Genomic DNA, 19493 nt, shown 5'->3' on the forward strand with positions numbered 1-19493 from the left:
TTAAGTTTGCGCTGTCGATAGAGACGCCTAAAAAATCAAAACACTTTTAGTGAGTGGTTTGATTGTGTTCGCAAGTGATTTCATTGATTGTTTCGATGTCAGGATAGCTCGTTTTACGAACCTTTCAGTTGGCTGGAACAGGGTTTTTTCGTGCCTTTAAATGTATAGCGTGTTACGTTTTTTTCTATGAGTCCATGCATTGATATGTGCACTTTTTTGTGTCGTGCTCAATGCCATCGCTTCAAGGTAATTTTTTTAAATTTTTTAAAGCCGTGTTTAGGTCTATTTATTTGATTTGGCAGCCTTATGCCACCGAGCTGTTCGGGCACGAACCTGCGCGGCTTAACCTTCTGCTTTTCTGAGAGAGCATACAGGTGAAGTGAACAACGTGAGTGTCACGCTCTTGAATCCATTACCTGTGGATATATTCGTAAACACCTTCCTGCTGAATTTCTTCCAAATTCATTTCTTTGATTAATTTTTCCAAAAAAGTTAAGTGTTCTGCGTGGCAAATCAGCTGGGCAACACCATGTGTTTCTGCATCATAGAACCGGAAAGAAAAAGAGCTCTCATCAGATAGAATCAGTTTGAAGTCGTCAGTCTTTGAAATGTACGTGAGTGTGCTCAGGTTGTGCCATAGGTGCTCAAGGCTACTGTTAGTATTTAGCATAAGTATTACAGATGTGCGGTAGCCTGACATGCTATCAGGATCTATTCGAAATGGATCGCAATCTAAATTAGTTATTCGTGAGTAGATGTTTGTATGGGCGTTTTTTCGTAAGATGTCTCCTGGATTTGATTTTTTAGTAAATGTTTTTTGTAAAATGTATTCTTCGCTCTTACTGTAGCAAGGTGATAGATGGGTATGCCATCGTACAATTTTTGGCCATCTTTTTGTAATCGAAGAGCTGAACTCACACCAGGTTTTCCATACGCCCGCATAATCTTGATGAAGCAGCGTTATCGTTATATAGGTCTCATCGTTGCTAGGATTAATTTGGTCCCAGGGATGGATTCCTATTTGTCTAATGAATACTGTTTTCATTTTTATTTCTTAAAGTATGAGTGATTATCTACGTCGTTTTTTAACGGTATTGATTGTTCGTCAATTCTAATCTCGGTGTTGAAGTGCGGACCAAGGTTACCTTTTTCATGACCCAATGAGTGTTCCCTAATTTCTATTTGGCGTTTTTTTAATTCGAATGTATACACTCTCCCCTCCATGTACCGCTCCTGATCAGTAATCTTAACTCTGCTTACTAGCTTTGGATGTTGGGTCTTTGGGATTTCGGCTATTGCTTTTGCTCTCTTGAATGCGCCATTTCTAGATAGTTTGGTATCAAAGCCTTTGGGGAGCTCAACGTCACCCTCACTGACTTTGACGTTTTCCGCCGGATTTTCTGGGCGATTTGTGGTTTTACATCCATCCTCCCCCGGACACCTGCTCAGCCCTAGCGGATCCACCCAACCCGTAGGGTTGGGCACGTACTGGTAGGCGTTAATCCCACCCGCCAACTTAACTGGATCTTGCGTCAGGTAGCGACCAATATCCGGATTGTAGTAGCGATGGCGGTTGTAGTGCAGTCCGCTTTCTTGATCGAAGTATTGGCCCTGGAAGCGCAGCGGGTTGTCGATTTTTCCGATGTCGAGACGGCTGGTTTCGCCGTAGGCGCGATAGTGCGCGGACCAGACGATTTCGCCGTTGGTATCGGTGAGTTCCTGCGGCGTACCGAGGTGGTCGAGTTGGTAGTGATAGGGCTTGGTTTCCTTTGGACCAAAGCCTTCCAGCAGCGCCAATGGCCGGAAGCTGTCGGGCTCGTAGAGGTAACTGCGGTGGCGATCCGTCTGGTGTTCGGCGATGAGTTTGTCGCCTTGCCAAAAAAACTCCGTGGTTATGCCATCCACGGTTTTGCTGATGCGCCGCCCAAACGGGTCGTAGCGATAGCTGGCGGTCTGGCCATTGGGCGTTTTAATGCCGATCAGCCGGTGTTGGCAGTCGTAACGGTATTCGGTGACGAGTTGATGGCCTTTGCCGCGTCGTTCGCGGATGAGGTTGCCGAAAGCGTCGTAGTCGTAGTGGTGGTCGCCTTGGATCATCAGGCGGTTGCCGGCCACGATGTCCGGGCCGGGGCGGTTTTGCATGAGCAGGTTGCCGGCGGGGTCGTGGCCGAAGCGTTCTTGCTCGCCTTGAGAATGGTCGGCGCGGGTGAGGCGGTTTAGCGGGTCGTAGTGGTAGTGGTGGTCGCCTTTGCGGGTGTCGAGCAGGCGGGTGAGGTTGCCGGCTTTGTCGTAGTCGTAGTGGCGTTGGTAAAGGGTGTGTTGCTGTTGGGTAACGGCGTGGGCGTGCAGGCGTTGCTGGTCGTCGTAGTGGTAGTGGCTGATCAGTTGGCCTTGTTGGCGTTGGTGTTCTTGGGCGGCTTTGAACAGGTGAGAGGTCAGTACCGCGCCGTTCAGTTCGACGGTGACTAGGTGACCGCCTTTGCCGTGGTTGAACGCCACCCGATTGTTGTCGGGCAGGCGCAGGTTTTGCAGTTGGCCGCAGGCGTCGTAGCCATAGCGCAGCGTGCCCCAGCCTTGATGTTCGGCGGTGAGACGGTTTTGGCTGTCGTACTCGTAGGCCAACGCCCAGTGGCCGTCTTCGACGCTTAGGAGGTTGCCCTGACGGTCGTAGGCGTAATCGACCAGGTTGCCGTCGGGTAGGGTTTTTCTTACGAGTCGACCGGCATAATCGCGCTCGTAGCGGGTAACTAGCTGACTGCCGTCATCACCGTGTTCGGTCTTTTCCTGCAGGTTACCGTTGAGGTCGTAGAGGTAAGCCGTGCGCTGGCCGTCAAAGCCGGTTTCCTGTTGGATCAGGCCATTGGCGTGATACTGGAGTCGGTAGGTTTCTCCGACTTCGTTTTCGATCTCGGTCAGCAATAACCGCAAGTTGTCGTAACGGTATTTGACATGAGTGCCATCAGCGTTGATGCGCCGGCTGATCAGGTGCAGTCCGTCAGCGTATTCGTAGCGGGTGATGTGGCCGAGTTCATCGTGTTCGGAGGTAATTTTTCCGTACGCGTTGTAGCTGTACTCCCGTGTGGCTCCGCCGGGTAGCACGACGCGAATCAAGCGCCCGACGCTGTCCCATTGATACTGAGTCAGCGCTCCATGCTCGTCCTCACGCGCAACTTGCCGCCCGCGATCGTCATAGCGATAACGCTTGATCCCGCCATTCGGCAACTGCTCTTCAAGCAACTGCCCGCGCTCATTCCAAACCAGCCGATGACAGCTGTGATCCGGTAGCCAAACCTGGGTCAGTTGCCCGCGTTTGTTGTAGCTGTACTCAGTCGAATGGCCGTCGGGATCGACCTTGCGCGTAACATCACCCTGATCATTACGCTCATATTTCCAAACCGCCTGACCCCGCCTTACAACCCGTACGAACCCATTGTCATGTTCGTAGGTCGTCGGCTCATCATCCCCCGGAAACAACGCCACCAAACGCCCGGCTTCGTCGTACTGGTAGGCCGTGATCGCCCCGAGAGGGTCCTGCTCAACCGTCAGCCGGCCTTTGTCATCGTACGACTTGAAGTGCTCGGCCCCGTCAGGATCCACCCGCTGCACCAGCCGCGCCCGCTGGTCATGCACGTAGACTTCCTGACTGCCATCGGCGTTAAACACCGTGACCTGGCCGTTATCGTCCCAGGCATACCGCGTGTCCATCTGCGAAAAACTGGCCCAATGCCGGACACATCGCGCCGCTTTACCAGACCTTTCCCACTCCCAAAAGAAACTCGCCCCACCGGCCAGTCCACGCTCAAGAATGACGTGCTGCTCGTCGTACCGATAAACCTCGCTTTCGCCTACGGCATTGGTCGCTGAAACCAGCCGACCCACCGCGTCATAGGCGTAGGCAACAACGTTCTGCTCCGTCACCCAGACAAACGGACCGTCATCCACCGCCCGCTCAATCTGGTAATCCACCGCCACAATGCGGCCCGACGCATAGCGCAAAAACAGCGAACGCCCGACACCGTTATCCAGCCGCTCAATCTGCCCCAGGTAATTGCGAGAAATGCGCAACCGGTTGTCATACGCATCGCTGATCGCCGTCAGCACACCGTCGCGAAAGTGGTAGAAACGTGACGACTGAGCCAGCACCAACTCATCGGGCAACGACCCCAAGTAGATCGCCGCTTCCGCCAGGCTATTGGTGATCGCAGGTCGAGAAACCGTGGGCAAGGGCAGGGTAGTCGAGCGATTCTCATGATCGGTCCACACCACCGAATCCCCGGAAACACTCAACCGATGCGCCAGCGAGTGACTCCAACCAAACCCCAGCCCGCAATCCACTTCCACCGCGCTGGTGCGATACAACCGGGTCCACTCAAACGGCAAAATCCCGTCCAGTGCACCATCGGTGAGGGTCAGCAGTTCCTCACCCGTGACCATCGAAACCGGGCAGCCGTTGGTGGCCGTCTTGTCTGACGACGCCGCTGCGTCCCCAGCCGGATTCTTCCCAACATCCGGCACATCATCCACATGTTCCTGGCGCACCAACACCGTCCGCTGGGCCTTGTCCCGCACCACCGGCACCGCGTTGGCAACCACCTGATCCCCAGCCTTCAACGGCACATCCGGAATCGTCCGAATCGGCGTCGCCGAGCTACCCAACAACATGGGCTTGGCCGCGTCGACATGCGCGTCCAACCGAGGCCCAACCAACTGCTCAGCCAACATCTCAAGCCACTTACGCACCCGACCCGACTTGATATGCCCCAACACCTGCATACCCAGCCGAACCTGCACGCCCATGCCCCGGGTCGCCCAGATCAAAAACAGATTGATCAGAATCTCGCCGGTAATCTCGCCCACCAGTTCATACATATCCGGCGGCGGTAGCATGCGTATCCAGGCGACCATTGCCGACAGATAGATGAACAGCAGCGGCTCATCGCTGAGCACCAGCAGGCCATGGGCGATGGCGTCCTTGCCCAGTTTCAGTAGCTCGTCCAGCTCGACCTGGGTGATGTACTTCAGGAGCTTTTCGCTGTTGGCCTTGAGGTCCGCCAACAGGTCGTACAGCTGTGTGACGTTATCCCAGAGGTTGTAGAGCGCCTTGCCAATCCCGCCCGCCAACGCCACGCCTTGCATCGCGCTGCGCTCGAACGGTGTGGCGTTGGCGAAGTCCTTCCATCGCGGTTTGAAGGTCTTCGTCCATTCATCACGCAAGCGTTGTTCCAGCCCAGCGATCACCGACTGATAAGACGCATACAGCGCTTTGACGTGTGCCTTGGAAACGTTGGGGTAAAAAGTGATCTGGTAACGCTGGTCGCGGATGCAGTCGTTGACTTCAAGAATGCCGCTGGCGTCGATGGTTCGACGGATAGGGTCACCGAATGGCGTGCCGTCCGACCCGATGGCTTGCAGCATCACCGGCGTATTGCCGATGGGCACAAACCGCGTGCTTTCAAACATATGCACCAGGGTCAACGAGCCCTGGGCCTTGCAAACAGCTACCGTGCGATTGGGCTTTTTGGAGGATGCGGGAGCGACGAGGGAAACTTCCTGGCCGACCTTGAACACCTGCTCCACGTCCAGAGCCGAGCCGCTCCAGAAGCTTTCGGCCCACTCGTCAAATGCGTTCAGGCACGTTCGGAAATCACGCAGGACGGTTTCCACGTCCGGCCTTTCGGCATCCATGGGGGAGAGCACGAACTGCGCAATAACCGGAATCATGAAACGGCCCCATTAAGTGGGGCACTGATAGAGAGGTGCATCGGCGGTCCCTCGCGCTGATTGGTCAGGCGAGAGACTTTGGAGAGGTTGGTTGAGAAAAGAAGTCGGCGTTATTCGCCGGGAGGGCTAGGAAGTTTCGCCAAAACTTCGGGCAAATCGAGGCTATGTTGTAGGCGGTGGATTACAGGGTGAACAGTCCTACAGCTTCAACTGCCCAATCGCCTTGCTCAACTCCCCGGCCAGGGTGGCCAGTTCATTGCTGGTGGTGGCCGAGTCCACGGTCTGCTGCACGGTGTTCTCGGTCACGTCGCGAATGCTGACGACGGCGCGGTTCATTTCTTCGGCCACGTGGCTTTGCTGTTCGGCGGCGACAGCGATCTGGGTGTTGCTTTCGCGCATCTGCGCCACGGCACCGGTGATTTCGGCGAGGGCGACGCCCGCTTCCTGGGCCTGCTGCACGCAGTCGTCGGCCTTGAACGAGCTTTCCTGCATGAAGTCCACCGCGTCGCGGGTGCCGGCCTGCAGGGCCGAGACCATACGGGTGATTTCATCGGTGGAGTTTTGCACGCGTTTCGCCAGGTTGCGCACTTCGTCGGCGACCACGGCAAAGCCACGGCCCATTTCCCCGGCGCGGGCGGCCTCGATGGCGGCGTTGAGGGCGAGCAGGTTGGTCTGCTCGGCAATGCTGTGGATCACGCTGACCACGCCGTTGATTTTCTGGCTGTCCTCGGCGAGCTTCTGGATCATTTCGGCGGTTTGTTGCACACCGGTGGACAAGCCGGCAATCGAACGTTGTACGCGGGTGACCACTTCCTGGCCGCTGCCGGCGAGGGTGTCGGCGGTCTGGGACAGATCCCTTGTGGCGCCTGCGTGCTGAGCAATGTGATAAACCGTTGCAGTCATTTCGTTGATGGCGGTAGCGGCCTGGTCGGTTTCGCTTTGCTGGCCGAGCATGCCGTGTTGCACCTCGTTCATGCTGCTGGCGAGGCGCGCGGCGCCGTCGTCCAGCTGTTGGGCAGTACGCGCTACGGTGCTGACCACTCTCTGGTAGCCGGCCTGCATCGCGTTGAACGCGCTGGCCATCTGGCCGACTTCGTCCTTGCACGCCAAGGGCACGCGGGCCGACAGGTCGCCGGTTTTCTCTACGTGCAGCATCACGTCCTTGAGGGTGTTGAGTTGGCTGAGCAGGAAGCGGATCAGCAATTGCGAGGCGCCGAGCATCGCCAGCATCAGGATCATGACCGCCACCGCATAGTTGACGAAGCGCTCTTCGAATACCTGGCTCAGGCTGGGCGCATAGGCAAGGACGGCGACGTATTGACCATCAGGACGGGCGACGACTTCGGCGCCCATCAGCGGGTTCTCGCCGAACACAGGCATGTGATTGAGTTCGATCCAGCCCGTGGCGCTGCCCAGGGCTGACAGATCCTGGTCGGCCAGTTGTGGGACTTGGCCGCGTTTGAACGTCAGCCAGTGCTCGCCCTTGGGCAGTGCCTCACCAGCCGGCCAGGCGCCAAGCAGCCGCGCTTGTGCTTGCGCAGAGGCGAGGGACGCTGTGCTGCGCGCCTGTTGTTCAAGCTGCACGGCATAGAGCACCAGCAGCAAAGTGGTGATGAAAGCGACCGCGTTGACGGCCCAGAATTTGTATTTAAGCGAGATATTGCTAAGCCAGGCACCCATGGAAGGTTTTCTCTGATAGCGGAAACAGCATTGGCAAGGTGCCATTATTGTGCCGCTATCCAGGGAAACGGTTTTGACGTGGGTCAATGCGCCGCATCAATCCACTTCAGGCAGCCCAAAGAAGTGGCGGGCGCATGCCGTGCTGTTAAGGGCGAGGTCTTCCATGCTTTCGTTGCGGTGCAGGGCGACTTCGCGCAGGACTTCCGGCAGATACGCCGGCTCATTCCGGCCATTTTTCGGCTTGGGGCGCAGGGTGCGCGGCAGCAGATAGGGGGCGTCGCTCTCCAGCATCAGACGGTCACCGGGAATTTCCCTGACCAGCGGGTGCAGGTGTGTCCCACGACGCTCGTCGCAGATCCAGCCGGTGATGCCGATGTGCAAGTCGAGGTCGAGGTAGCTGAACAACGCCGCCTGTTCACCGGTGAAGCAATGCACCACGGCGGCGGTGAGGTGGTCGCGGTAGTCCTTGAGAATTTCCAGCAGGCGCTGGTTGGCGTCACGTTCGTGGAGAAACACCGGCAATTTGAGCTCGACGGCCAGGGCCAGGTGTTCTTCGAGGACTTTTTCTTGCTGCGGGCGCGGGGAAAAGTCCCGGTTGAAATCCAGCCCGCATTCACCCACCGCACGCACGCGGCTTTCGCTGAGCAAAGCGCGCAAACGCTGGGCGCTGTCGCCGTTCCAGTCGCTGGCGGAGTGGGGGTGGATGCCGGCGGTGCTGAACAGTCGCTGGCCGCTTTGATCGAGTTTTTCGCACAATTGCAGGGCTTGTTCGCTGCCCTCGATGCTGGTGCCGGTGAGCACCAATTGCTGTACGCCGGCGGCATAGGCGCGGTCGAGTACAGCCTGGTGCTTCTCGTCGAAACTAGGGTTGGTCAGGTTGACGCCGATATCAATGAGTTGCATGGTGCTATCTCCGCCTGCGGCCGGAAAGCATATCAGAGCTGTAGATTTATAAGAAAAACGAAGAACTACAACGAGTTATAGCTGTCTTTGAACGTCGCAAGTGACATTGTGGTCGGCCAGCCGCTGTTCACCCTGCCACCGTTGCGCGCAAAGCCTGCGCATAAAGCGCTCTGTTTCTGACTCCCACCGCCTCGTTTTTCGCAAGGGCGTTGGCCAGTATTCTTTTCCGGAGAGCGGATGATCCGACCCTCGGCGTTGCTTATGTTGTGCCTGACGTTGCTGCTGCCCATGGCGGCGGTCGCGCGTCTGGACGGGCCGCTGGAAGTCACCAAGCCCAGCAAGGTCCGTGACCTGGCGGAGATTCGCTCCAGCCGCACCCTGCGCGTATTGGTCAACCAGAGCCGTAACAGTTCCGGCGAGGTCCAGGGCCAGGCTATTGGTGTCGAATACCATCGCCTGCGCGCTTTCGAGCAATACCTCAATGGCCACGCCCGTGATGGCCAGGAAATCAACTTCAAGATCATCCCCAAAGCCAAGGACCAGCTGCTCGGTGCGCTGGCCCGTGGCGAAGGCGACTTGGTGGCGCCGGGTGAATTGCTCGATGTGAAGGCTGCGCACAAGATCAGCACCAGCGACCCGATTGTCAGCGATGTACCGTTGTGGTTGGTGGGGGTGAAGGGAGAGCGACGGTTTACCAAGTTGGAGCAACTGTCGGGCCGCACCCTGGCGCTGACCACCGGCAGTGCGGCGGCGGATGCCGTCAGCCAGGTCAACCAGAAGCTGGCCCTGCACAAACAGCCACCCATCAAGGTGGAATGGGTGGACCCGACCCTGGCCGTGGAGGATGTGCTGGAGATGGTCCAGGCGGGTATTTTTCACCTGACTATTGTTGAAAAACCGATTGCCGAACGCTGGTCGAAGATCCTGCCCAAGTTGCGCTTCGACAAGCAGGTGGCGATCAGCGAACCGGGCGACGAGTACTGGTTTGTGCGCCAGGACGCGTCGATGCTGCGGGCAAGCATTGATCGATTCCTCAAGACCTACCGAACCCCCTCAGACCAGGATGTGGCGTTCCAGCGGATCTACCGGCGCCTCTATCAAGTGCGCAATCCGTTGGCGCGGGTCGACCGTCAGCGCCTGGAAAAACTGCGCCCGGTGTTGCAAAAGCACGCCCGCGAGCAGGGCATGGATTGGCTGAACCTGGCGGCACTCGCTTTCAAAGAGTCGGCGCTTGATCCTGGCGCCCGCAACAGTGGGGGGCCCACCGGCCTGATGCAGATCACGCCCTCGGCAGCGCAGCGTGTGGGAGTCAACAATATTGAGAGCCTCGACAGTAACGTGCAAGCGGGCGCGCGCTACCTGGCGATGATTCGCCGCAAGTTCTTCGCCAGTCCCAAACTCAACGAGCGCGAGCGCATGGCCTTCGTATTGGCGGCCTACAACATGGGGCCGGAGCGGGTGCAGGGCATGCGCACTGAAGCCAAGCGCCGGGGGCTTAACCCCAATCAGTGGTTCTTCCAGGTTGAACGCATTGCCATGGAGCAGGTAGGGATGGGCGGTGTCAGCTATGTTAATAGCGTCAACAAGTACTATTTGGCGTTCGATCGGGAGCGCGAGTCTCTAGAGCCGCCAGCGCCGAAAATCGCCTCACGGAAGTAATCGATTTTATCGATATTAATCAGGCATTTTTTCGGCTTTTATCATTGCTTAAACTGATTAATATAGCGGCCAACCAACCCCTACTTTGAAAAGGATTATCACCATGAGCCCACTGATCAAAAGCATCCTGTCCACCCGCGCCGGTTACGGCCTGACCCTTCTGCGCATTGTTGTCGGCATCATTTTCGCCGCCCACGGTTCGCAAAAACTGTTCGGCTGGTTTGGTGGCTACGGCCTGGCGGGCACTGCCCAGTGGATGGAAAGCATCGGCCTGGCGCCGGGTACGCTGATGGCGTTGCTGTCGGGCGGCACTGAGTTCTTTGCTGGCCTGGCATTGATCATCGGCCTGCTGGCTCGTCCTGCGGCACTGGGCCTGACCATCCTGTCGCTAGTGGCGATCTTCTCGGTGCACATCCATAACGGTCTGTTCATGGCCAACAACGGTTATGAGTTCGCCCTGGCCTTGCTCGGTGGCTCGCTGGCGGTACTGCTGGAAGGCGCCGGCAAGCTGTCTGCGGATCGTGCCATCGCCAACTGATCCTTGTAGAACCTTCAAAAGGCCCGCCCTGTGCGGGCTTTTTGCTGATCGGGATTCTTGACACCGCCCCACCGGCTTCTCTAGGATGCCGCTCATGCGCCGATTTAAACAGCTAATTGCGGGGCGCCATGGGTGATCGTTATCGGTCCCGACAGAAGCATGTTCCATGCTTCGAAATTCCGCTAAAGCGCTGGTTCGGTGTTGCCTCTCACCTGCCCGCAGACTTTTGAGGCAGAGACACGACACGATGAATGCACTACGCCCCCTGATACGCCTGGCCCCGATCACCGCGGACCTCACTCAACGCAATCCTAAAATTCTCTTGGGCGGCAAACACCAGCCGACGCTGTTGCGCTACCTGGACGGCTGGCCGCGTCGTACCGGCCGACCCTCCGCGTTCTTGATCCAGTTTGTCGAAGATGGCGATTCCCTTGCGCGGTTCGCCAGCAACAGTTTTGACCTTGCGGTTATCCAGGCGCCCAGTGCTGGCGACGCCGATGAGGTCATCCGTCAGTTGACCCGCATTGCCCGGCAAGGGCTGATCGCCCGTCGTTGAGCGTTCAGTGAATGATGCTGTCGGCTTTCAGCCGGCGACGGCGTTGGCCCAGAAAGACCAACCAGGCGATCAGGCATAACGTCAGCGGTATCGCAAAGGTCACGACCAGTTTTATAGTCAGCTCCATTCGACGTACCTGCGCATAAGCTTCGTGCTCCAGCGCGTGCAGCTCCATGGGCAAGCGCAGACGCTCCTTGTTGAGTGCCTGCAACCGGGTGCTAGTGTCCACTGCCTGGGTGCCGAGGGCGGTTGTCCATGGGCTAAGTCGTTGCCATTCCTGTTCCGTGCGCTGCAGGCGCCGCTCCAGTTCGCCGGCCTTCAGGCGATAGGCCTGTTTCGCGACTTCACGCTTGCCTTCAAGCGCATTGGGTGACCTTTCCTGCGCCACGCGCGGGCGTATGGCGGCCAGTGTGTCGGGGGCGGACAGGTTGTCCAATGTATTCAGGACAAACAGCGCGTTGCCGTCCGGTGCCGCGTTGTTGACCTTGTCCATGAGCATGTCCGTGTCAGCAACGACCACGACATGAATCTGTGCAGCTTTGCGCAAGCCAGGCGGCTGCCCCTGGATACCATCAGGAAACACCGAATAGCTTGGCCCCTCGATACGCGCAGCAATGACATGACGCCGTTCTTGATTCGACGCCTCTTCTATTATTGAGTCCATCGTGGTGGTGCTTTTGAGGCTGTTGGCGTCCAACAGGACAGACTGTTCGGAACTTTGCAGGAGCGGGCTGAAGGTCGTACGGCTCTTGCCCAGTCGGAAGAGAGCACCCGTGCTCGATACCGTGACCCTATTGAGGTTCCATGCACTGATGTCATGTGTGTTCATCGCCTGCCGGGGCAGGTTCAACCTGACCTGATTGGGCTTACCCAGTGTCTCGCGTGGCGTGTAGAGGTTGTCGACTACCACTTTGTCCGCAGGCATCTGGATACCCCATGCGGCAAGTAGTTCGTTCAGCCGCGTGTTGCCGGGACGGTTCGGGCGCTGTTCACTCAAGGGGTCGATAAACATCATCAATCGGCCGCCTCTCAAGACAAATTGTTCAATGCCATACAGGGTCCGTTCAGACACCTCCTGAGGGTGCACGACCATCAGTGTTTGGATGGGGGCGGGAATTGACGCGGCAGTCGATTCCAGATTGACCAAATCGAATTCTTGCCGCAAATCCTGCAACAGGCGACCCGCAGACTCGCTCATCGCCAGCCCTGACAGCAGCGCAACGACTGGCCGCTTCGGCTGCTGCAATTTGTAGAGCAGATGACTGATTTCATACTCAAGCAACGGCTTTTGGTCGAGGCTGAAGGCGGCAATTCTTCGTACACCGTGACCGGCGCGGGTGCCGATAAGCCCGAGAAACCCGGTATTGTCCTGGAGCCCGGATAGTCGGGCTTTGTAGGCATCCTCCGAGAAAGGGGCTGGTTCAACAAGGTGCAGATTGATCATGCCATTGGCGGTCTCTTCGTACTCCTTGAGCAGGTCTTCAATATGCTTGCTGTAGCGCTGCACTGCATAACTTCTTTTAGGATCGTTGTTGGAATTGAAGTAATACAAATCCAGCGGGTCTTCCAATGTAGTGAGTAGCCGTTGTGCGGCGGGCGTTAACGTGTGAGATTTTTGTTCAGAAAGATCCCACCGTAGGTCAGGAAGTTTACCTATCCAAACCAGATTGAACGCTAAGAAAAGCAGTAAGGTAACGATGAGTGTCATGCCGGTGCGCAGCGAGGACCGCATTAAGGATTTCCCTTCTCAGCTGTGTTTATAGTTGAGGGTGGCTGTCGTCGCAGCGAGAAAAGCGAAGATCATGCTGATGAAGTAAAGCGTGTCACGCAGTGTGAGCTTTCCATGATCGATACTGCTGAATCGCAAAGCAGGGCTGAGTGAAGCGAGGTTGTCGATCAATCCAATAGGGGCTTGATGTTCAAGTGCGTCCAAGAGGGAGGAAAGTCCGCTGGCTGTCAGAAGTAAGCCCAGGGTAAGTAAGAAGATTACAGTGCGCTGACGTACCAGTGCACATATAAAACAACCGACTGATAGATAACTTCCCGCCAGCAGCCAACTTGCGAACAGTTGCGAAGCAATAACGCTGTTATCTGCACGGCCCAAGTAATTGGTCATGATGACGAGAGGAAACATCAGGAGCAGGGCAGTGCCGGCTACGAGCCAGGCGGCGAGGAATTTTCCGACAACCCATTCATAGGTCGTGATGGGCAGGGTCTTCATTAGGTCGAAAAAAACGGCATTGGACTCATCCCACCATAATCGTGTGGTCAAAGCGGGAATGAAGAGTAAATAGAGCCAGGGATGGAACTGGACGAACACCTGCAAGTCACTGCCGTTTTGTTCCGGCCACGGGCTTATATACCCCCCCAGCGTCACTGAAAGTATCAGGAAGACCGCAATATTCAGGTAAGTACCGGGGGCGCTGGCGTAGCTGGCGAGTTGACGCTCGAAAATGACAGGCAACAATTTCAAAGAGGCGTCTCCTGGCTCAGATGGTGGACCACATCATTCAGGCGACCTGGTTCAAGGCTCAGCGAGTTGATCTTCCAACGGCGACTGGCAATCAGCATGTTGATATGGGGGTAGATGGTATGCCCTGGCATGGCGAGAACAGTTACCGTACCGGGTGCATGGCGATGTTCCTCGATGCCGGCCACCCCGGGCAGTACGGCCAGTGCCAGCAGGTCCAGCGGCGTATCCGCAGCGAGAGTGACCGCCTGGAAATGGCGCGAGTCGCGTTGCAACTCGGGCAGTGGGGTATCGGTGACCAGGCGACCGCTTGCGATGACCAGTGCACGGGTACACAACTCAGAGAGCTCATCGCAGTGACGAGAGGCGATGATGACTGTCATTTCTTGCGTCAATGATTGGATAAGCGCCCTGAATGTATGCTTTTGATCAGGTGCGAGTCCTTCAGTTGGCTCATCCAGCAGTAACACCGCAGGGTCGTGCAGGACGGCCTGGGCAATGGCGACTTTACGTTTCCAGCCGATGGAAAGGGCATCTAGGGGAGCGTTGAGCACTTGAAAAAGATCCAGTCGTGCGACCGCTTTTTCCAGCCGTGCGCGTTTTTCGGCGCCGTGGAAGCCGCGCACGGCAGCGATGAAACCAAGGAACGTTTTGACGGACATCGTTGGATGGGCGAGGTCCCCAGACAATTGATAGCCGACGAGTCGTCTCGCTTTAAGTGCATGGGTCTGTGTGTCGAACCCTTGGATGCTTATATAGCCACTGGACGGCTGTGTTGAACCCGCTATTGCATTGAACAGGGTTGTTTTGGCCATCGGATCCTGTCCGAATAGGCCTAGGCATTCTGGTTGATGAGCACTGAATGAAAGGTCGCTGAGTACAGTTGTGCTACCCGCGTGTTTTGTCAGATTGCTTATTTCGATCATTTTTTTACCGAATAAGTTTGGCGTGACGTAGGGGGCGTGAAAAAAGGGTACGGGTAATGGTCGTTTTAGGGAACGCCGATAATTATTAATAAGAGAAGTCCTACGTGCGGGTTGGGCAAGTCGCTGAAACAATGTGTTAGGTTTCAAAATGTCCAATTTTTGAATGTTTATTGGTTGTTTAGATAAACTTTCTACCCTGCACAATGAGGCCTTAATGCCATGATGCTGCTACGTACCCTTGTTCTTGAGCGCAACGGTCAAGATGCTCCCGTTAACGGCGCACTGCTCTGTGGTTTTGCTGTAGGCCAGACAGCGTCCAACTTTCTTGTTTACAGTCTGGATGAGGAAGTGGAGCCGGAAAGTTCTAGGGTTTATATCGCCGCGTTACGTAAGAAAGTTGATCGATATTTTCTGGGCGGGGTGGAGTCCAAGGAAGACCTGCAGTTGGCCTTGCACGTGTTCAAGCAAATTCTGACGTTGGCGGCTTCGGGCATGAAGGCGGGAGGGGGTACCGAAACCCAGGCGCCCTATCACTTTGTCGATTTGAAAGGCTGCAAGCTGCCGCCTGCAAGGCCCGAGGACCATCACTCGGTGATCATCAAGAAGGCGTTGGTGATGAAGGTGATCACTCTGGGCATGTCTGCACCCACGCTCCCAGCGATCGAGAGCACTTCGGTGATTGTGCCGTCCATTCGTTTCTCGTCCCAATTGAGTTCGTCTCCTAAAACGATCAACCCTTCCGAACCCGTCCGGACACTTGTGCATGAGCAGCCCGTTGAGGAGAGTCGCAATCCACCTCTCGAGGCCCCCTTGATGATGGCGCAAACCGCACCGGTCATCCCGCCGCCTCCCGGTGTGCCTGCACCACTGATACGGCCTGCTCCCGACGACCACAGCACGCTGCTCGAAGTGGACAGTACGTTGACCAACCTTGCCCGTGTGGCCCAAGAGTTGACCCAGCAAAAACTTGCGGCCATTGAGCGGGAATCGGCACTTGAGCAATGGCAAGCGCGATTGCAACAGGAGCAGAAACAATTGGATGAGAAGGTTGGAGAACTGGAGCAACGTACCACTCAATTGCATGATCATTCGCTTGCGGTCAGCCAGAGGACCGAAGCACTGAAGGTGATGACCTCGCAGGTATCGAGCTTGCGACAGAGTCTGCGGGGCGTGCTGCTTGAGCTGGATCAGGCGTTGGATGGCTAGACTGGCCTGGCTACTTTCGCCGGTTCATTTATCATCAACGCCAGCCAGCCGACGCCTGGGCATTAAACACAGGCACATCGGCACCTATGGACATTGCCTCGGGATGCAAGCGTTTGAGTACCAAGCTGATTACCAAAGAAGGTCATGAAGCGCTGAAAAAGGAGTTGGATTACCTGTGGCGCGAAAAGCGCCCGGACACTACGCGCAAAGTGACCTGGGCGGCCTCGCTGGGAGATCGCAGCGAAAACGCCGATTACCAGTACAACAAGAAGCTGCTGCGTGAGATCGACCGTCGCGTGCGTTACCTGCGCAAGCGCCTGGAAGACATGCGTGTGGTGGAGTACATGCCTGAGCAGGAGGGCAAGGTGTTCTTCGGCGCTTGGGTGGACATCGAAAACGAGGCGGGTGAGACCAAGCGTTTTCGCATTGTCGGCTATGACGAGATTTATGATCGGATGGATTACATCTCCATCGATTCACCCATGGCCCGTGCGTTGTTGCGCAAGGAAGTAGACGATGAGGCCATCGTGCAGACCCCGGGTGGAGAAGTGTGCTGGTGGATCACCGGCATCGACTATGTGAAGTGAGTGAAGTCGGCCCGTGTTCAGTGATGAACATGGGCCGACTGCGTTTCAGCCTTCACGCAACACGGTCAACGGGCTGGCGTTGAGTGCGCGGCGAGTGCCGAATACACCCGCACCGCCGATCAATACGGCACCTATCACCGGCAGCAGCAGCAGCCACGGATGAGGCTGCCAGGCCAGGTCAAACGCATAGCGGTACAGCACAAAGGTCACCAACTCGGTCCCGAGTGCTGCAAGCAGGCCACTCACGGCACCCAGCAAACCGAACTCGATACGCCTGGCCTTGACCAGCAGCTTGCGTTCCGCGCCCAGTGCACGTAGCAGGGCCCCTTGGCGGATACGCTCATCAAGGGTGGCTTGGAGGCCGGAGAACAGCACTGCCATCCCCGCCGCCAAGACAAACAGTAGTACGTATTCCACCGCCAGGGTCACTTGGGCGAGGATGCTGCGCAACTGTTCCAAGAGTGCCTCGACTTGCAGGATGGTCACTGCCGGGAAAGCGCGGGACAGGTCAATGATTTGCTGGTCGTGCCCTGGTGCCAGGTAGAAACTGGTCAGGTAGGTGGCCGGCAAATCCTTCAAGGTACCCGGTTGGAAAATCATGAAGAAGTTGGGCTGGAAGTTATCCCAGTTGATGGTCCGCAGGCTGGTCACCCGCGCTTCACGGTTTTCCCCGGCCACCGTGAATACCAGGTGGTCATCGAGCTTGAGTTTGAGGCTTTCTGCTACCTTGGCTTCGACCGAGACACCCGGGATTTCATCAGTGGGTTGCTGTGACCACCACGATCCCTCGGTCAGGGCGTTGCCCGGTGGCAGGTCGGAGGCCCAGGTCAGGCTCAGGTCGCGTTGCACCGCACGATCACCGCTGGAGTCCTTGCTGACGATTTCCTGTACGGGTTCGCCATTGATACTGATCAGGCGCCCCGGCACCACTGGATACAGCGGCGCGGATTGCGCCTGCACTTCCAGCAGACGGGTGCCAAAGGCGTCCTTGTCGGCGGGAAGGATGTTCAACGCGAAATAGTTCGGCGCATCCTTGGGCAACTGATTTTGCCAGGTGTCGAGCAGCTCGCCACGCAGCAGGGCGATCAAGCCCATGGAGAGCAGGATCAAACCGAATGCCAGGGATTGACCGGCTGCCGCCAGTGGATGACGCAACAGTTGGCCCAGGCCCAGTCGCCACGGCAGGGAGGCGCGGGCCAGCAGGCGGCGCAGGCTTTGCAACAGCAGCAGGAGCAAACCGCCGAGTATCAGCGCAGCGACCACGCCGCCGCCGAGCAGGGCAAAAGTCAGTACCAGGTCGAGGCTCAGGCGCCACATGATCAGGCCTAACGCAAACAGCGCCGCACCGTAGACCATCCAGGTACTGGAAGGGATCGGCAGCAGGTCGCGACGCAACACCCGCAGCGGTGGCACGCGACCCAGTGCAGCCAGGGGCGGCAGGGCGAAGCCGGCAAGTGCGACCAGCCCGGTGCCGATCCCGGCAATGGCTGGTAACAGTCCGCCGGGTGGCACGTCCGATGGCAGCAGGTCGTGGAGGAAGTAGAACAGGCCAAACTGCGCCAGCCAGCCGAGCAGAGCGCCGGCAAGGCTGGCCAGCAACCCCAGTACAGTCAATTGCAGGCTGAACAGCAACATGGCTTCACGTCGTGACAAGCCGAGGCAACGCAGCAAGGCACTCGCGTCGAAGCGTCGGGTGGCGAAGCGATTGGCCGACAGCGCCACGGCCACACCGGCCAAGAGGACGGCCACCAGACTGGCCATGTTCAGATAGCGCTCGGCCTTGCCGAGGGCGCCGCCGATCTGCTGGTTGCCATCCCGTGAGTCTTGCAGGCGCTGGTTGGCGGCGAGGCCCGGCTTGATCAGATCACGATAGGTTTGCAGCGCGGTACTGCCCTGCGGCCCACGCCACAATTCGCGGAAACTGACGCGGCTGCCGGGTTGCACGACGCCGGTTGCATCCAGGTCCGCCAGGTTGATCATTACCCTGGGGGTAAGGCTGTAGAAATTGCCGGCACGGTCCGGCTCATAGGTCAGCACGCGGGCCAGGCGCAGCGTCTTCATGCCCACGTCAATGCTGTCGCCGACCTTGAGGTCCAGCGCCGTCAGCAATCGTGCTTCCACCCAGGCTTCACCGGGTTTCGGTCCGCCGCCTGGGGTTTCATCGCCAAAGGGCGCAGCCGCGCTTTTGAGTTCTCCGCGTAGCGGGTACTGCTCGTTAACGGCCTTGATGCTGGAAAGCTGGATGCCGTTATCGGTGGCAATGACGCTGGAAAACTCCACAACGCGGGCGTGCTCCAGGCCCAGCTCGGTGCCGGACTGGATTTGCTCGGGGCGGGCCGGCGAGCTGCCTTCAAGTACCAGGTCGGCGCCGAGGAACTCGGTGGCGCGCAACAGCATCGCACCATTGAGGCGCGCACCGAAATAGCCGATGGCGGTGCTGGCGGCCACGGCCACCAGCAAGGCGAAGAACAACACGCGCAGTTCGCCGGCGCGGGCGTCGCGCAGCAGTTGGCGCATGGCAAGGCTGAACAGGCGCAATAGCGGCAAACGTGCCATCAAGGCTCCAGGGGCGCGACCATCAGGCCGGCTTCAAGGCGGATCAGGCGTCGGCAACGATGGGCCAGGCGCTCGTCGTGGGTGACCAGCACCAGGGTCGTGCCGCTCTCTTTATTGAGTTCGAACAGCAGGTCGCTGATGCGCTCGCCGGTGTGGCTGTCGAGGTTACCGGTGGGTTCATCGGCAAACAGCACGTCCGGCTCCGCAGCAAAGGCGCGGGCAATGGCTACCCGTTGTTGCTCGCCACCGGAGAGTTGGCGTGGCGAGTGAGTCAGGCGTTGGCCCAGGCCGACACGTTCCAGCAGGTGCCGGGCGCGCTCACGGGCGTCTTTGCGGCCGTCCAGCTCCAGCGGCAGCATGACGTTTTCCAGCGCGTTGAGGCTGTCGAGCAGTTGGAACGACTGAAATACGAAGCCCACGTGCTCGGCACGGATACGTGCGCGCTGGTCTTCGTCGAGGGTGCTGAGGGCTTGCCCGGCGAGGGTGACTTCGCCGCTGCTGGGCAGGTCGAGGCCGGCCAGCAGGCCGAGGAGGGTGGATTTGCCGGAACCGGAACTGCCGACGATAGCCAGGCTATCGCCCTTGTTCAGTTCCAGGCTCAGTTCGTGCAGGATAGTCAGTTCACCTTCCGCGCTGGGAACCACTTTGCTAAGGTTCCGCGCGGTGAGAATGCTTGCGCCCATGGAGAATC

General features: G+C 57.7%; 14 protein-coding genes. 5 read left to right on the forward strand and 9 right to left on the reverse strand.

Going from position 1 to position 19493, the window contains the following annotated elements; translation table 11 throughout:
- Window positions 1-412: 412 nt before the first annotated feature.
- From HX793_RS25460 to HX793_RS25475, 4 genes are all read right to left on the reverse strand, one after another.
- The gene (locus HX793_RS25460; protein ID WP_177095899.1) at window positions 413-1045 is read right to left on the reverse strand and encodes a hypothetical protein; all 633 of its coding nucleotides are present in this window, start codon (window positions 1043-1045) and stop codon (window positions 413-415) included.
- Between the two features lie 2 nt (window positions 1046-1047).
- Window positions 1048-5721 (reverse strand): RHS repeat-associated core domain-containing protein, encoded by a 4674-nt coding sequence (locus HX793_RS25465; protein WP_177095897.1) that lies wholly within the window; start codon window positions 5719-5721, stop codon window positions 1048-1050.
- Window positions 5722-5919: 198 nt separating this feature from the next.
- Entirely contained in the window at window positions 5920-7401 is a 1482-nt protein-coding gene (locus HX793_RS25470) for a methyl-accepting chemotaxis protein (protein WP_177095895.1), read from the reverse strand.
- A gap of 96 nt (window positions 7402-7497) precedes the next feature.
- A complete protein-coding gene (locus HX793_RS25475) occupies window positions 7498-8304 on the reverse strand; it encodes a TatD family hydrolase (protein ID WP_177095893.1) in 807 nt (268 codons plus the stop codon).
- 237 nt (window positions 8305-8541) lie between these two features.
- On the opposite strand from HX793_RS25475, the gene HX793_RS25480 reads away from it, so the two are divergent.
- The 3 genes from HX793_RS25480 (at window position 8542) to HX793_RS25490 (ending at window position 11057) form a co-directional block, all read left to right on the forward strand.
- Complete coding sequence (locus HX793_RS25480) at window positions 8542-9963, forward strand: MltF family protein (RefSeq protein ID WP_177051272.1); 1422 nt, start codon at window positions 8542-8544, stop codon at window positions 9961-9963.
- Between the two features lie 103 nt (window positions 9964-10066).
- Window positions 10067-10501: a DoxX family protein gene (locus HX793_RS25485; RefSeq protein ID WP_016975360.1), complete on the forward strand. Its 435-nt coding sequence runs from the start codon at window positions 10067-10069 to the stop codon at window positions 10499-10501.
- Window positions 10502-10748: 247 nt separating this feature from the next.
- Window positions 10749-11057 (forward strand): hypothetical protein, encoded by a 309-nt coding sequence (locus HX793_RS25490; protein ID WP_016975361.1) that lies wholly within the window; start codon window positions 10749-10751, stop codon window positions 11055-11057.
- 4 nt (window positions 11058-11061) lie between these two features.
- Here the strand turns inward: HX793_RS25490 and HX793_RS25495 are convergent, their stop codons facing one another.
- The 3 genes from HX793_RS25495 to HX793_RS25505 are packed head-to-tail and all read right to left on the reverse strand — an operon-like array spanning window position 11062 to window position 14453.
- Complete coding sequence (locus HX793_RS25495; RefSeq protein WP_178905550.1) at window positions 11062-12789, reverse strand: Gldg family protein; 1728 nt, start codon at window positions 12787-12789, stop codon at window positions 11062-11064.
- Between the two features lie 15 nt (window positions 12790-12804).
- A complete protein-coding gene (locus HX793_RS25500) occupies window positions 12805-13530 on the reverse strand; it encodes an ABC-2 transporter permease (protein WP_177060103.1) in 726 nt (241 codons plus the stop codon).
- Window positions 13527-14453 carry an ABC transporter ATP-binding protein gene (locus HX793_RS25505; protein ID WP_177095889.1) on the reverse strand — a complete coding sequence of 309 codons (927 nt, stop codon included), beginning with the start codon at window positions 14451-14453 and terminating at the stop codon, window positions 13527-13529. Before HX793_RS25505 ends, HX793_RS25500 begins: the two co-directional genes overlap by 4 nt.
- 219 nt (window positions 14454-14672) lie before the next feature.
- Between HX793_RS25505 and HX793_RS25510 the strand changes: the two genes are divergently transcribed.
- Window positions 14673-15659, forward strand: coding sequence for a hypothetical protein (locus HX793_RS25510; RefSeq protein WP_016975365.1), 987 nt, complete (start codon window positions 14673-14675; stop codon window positions 15657-15659).
- A 113-nt stretch (window positions 15660-15772) separates the two neighbouring features.
- Window positions 15773-16246 (forward strand): transcription elongation factor GreB, encoded by a 474-nt coding sequence (greB, locus tag HX793_RS25515; protein WP_025999661.1) that lies wholly within the window; start codon window positions 15773-15775, stop codon window positions 16244-16246.
- 45 nt (window positions 16247-16291) lie between these two features.
- On the opposite strand, the gene HX793_RS25520 is transcribed toward greB, so the two are convergent.
- Entirely contained in the window at window positions 16292-18802 is a 2511-nt protein-coding gene (locus tag HX793_RS25520; RefSeq protein ID WP_177095887.1) for an ABC transporter permease, read from the reverse strand.
- The gene (locus HX793_RS25525; protein ID WP_005786391.1) at window positions 18802-19485 is read right to left on the reverse strand and encodes an ABC transporter ATP-binding protein; all 684 of its coding nucleotides are present in this window, start codon (window positions 19483-19485) and stop codon (window positions 18802-18804) included. The genes HX793_RS25520 and HX793_RS25525 overlap by 1 nt, the downstream gene beginning before the upstream one ends.
- Between the last annotated feature and the right edge of the window lie 8 nt (window positions 19486-19493).

Origin of the sequence: Pseudomonas reactans (assembly GCF_013387025.1) — a bacterium.
GTDB lineage: Bacteria > Pseudomonadota > Gammaproteobacteria > Pseudomonadales > Pseudomonadaceae > Aquipseudomonas > Aquipseudomonas reactans.

Bases quoted from the DNA above. Each gene is read 5' to 3' on its own strand.
- HX793_RS25460 (WP_177095899.1), bottom strand. From the start codon at position 1,045: ATGAAAACAGTATTCATTAGACAAATAGGAATCCATCCCTGGGACCAA.
- HX793_RS25465 (WP_177095897.1), bottom strand. From the start codon at position 5,721: ATGATTCCGGTTATTGCGCAGTTCGTGCTCTCCCCCATGGATGCCGAA.
- HX793_RS25470 (WP_177095895.1), bottom strand. From the start codon at position 7,401: ATGGGTGCCTGGCTTAGCAATATCTCGCTTAAATACAAATTCTGGGCC.
- HX793_RS25475 (WP_177095893.1), bottom strand. From the start codon at position 8,304: ATGCAACTCATTGATATCGGCGTCAACCTGACCAACCCTAGTTTCGAC.
- HX793_RS25480 (WP_177051272.1), top strand. From the start codon at position 8,542: ATGATCCGACCCTCGGCGTTGCTTATGTTGTGCCTGACGTTGCTGCTG.
- HX793_RS25485 (WP_016975360.1), top strand. From the start codon at position 10,067: ATGAGCCCACTGATCAAAAGCATCCTGTCCACCCGCGCCGGTTACGGC.
- HX793_RS25490 (WP_016975361.1), top strand. From the start codon at position 10,749: ATGAATGCACTACGCCCCCTGATACGCCTGGCCCCGATCACCGCGGAC.
- HX793_RS25495 (WP_178905550.1), bottom strand. From the start codon at position 12,789: ATGCGGTCCTCGCTGCGCACCGGCATGACACTCATCGTTACCTTACTG.
- HX793_RS25505 (WP_177095889.1), bottom strand. From the start codon at position 14,453: ATGATCGAAATAAGCAATCTGACAAAACACGCGGGTAGCACAACTGTA.
- HX793_RS25510 (WP_016975365.1), top strand. From the start codon at position 14,673: ATGATGCTGCTACGTACCCTTGTTCTTGAGCGCAACGGTCAAGATGCT.
- HX793_RS25520 (WP_177095887.1), bottom strand. From the start codon at position 18,802: ATGGCACGTTTGCCGCTATTGCGCCTGTTCAGCCTTGCCATGCGCCAA.
- HX793_RS25525 (WP_005786391.1), bottom strand. From the start codon at position 19,485: ATGGGCGCAAGCATTCTCACCGCGCGGAACCTTAGCAAAGTGGTTCCC.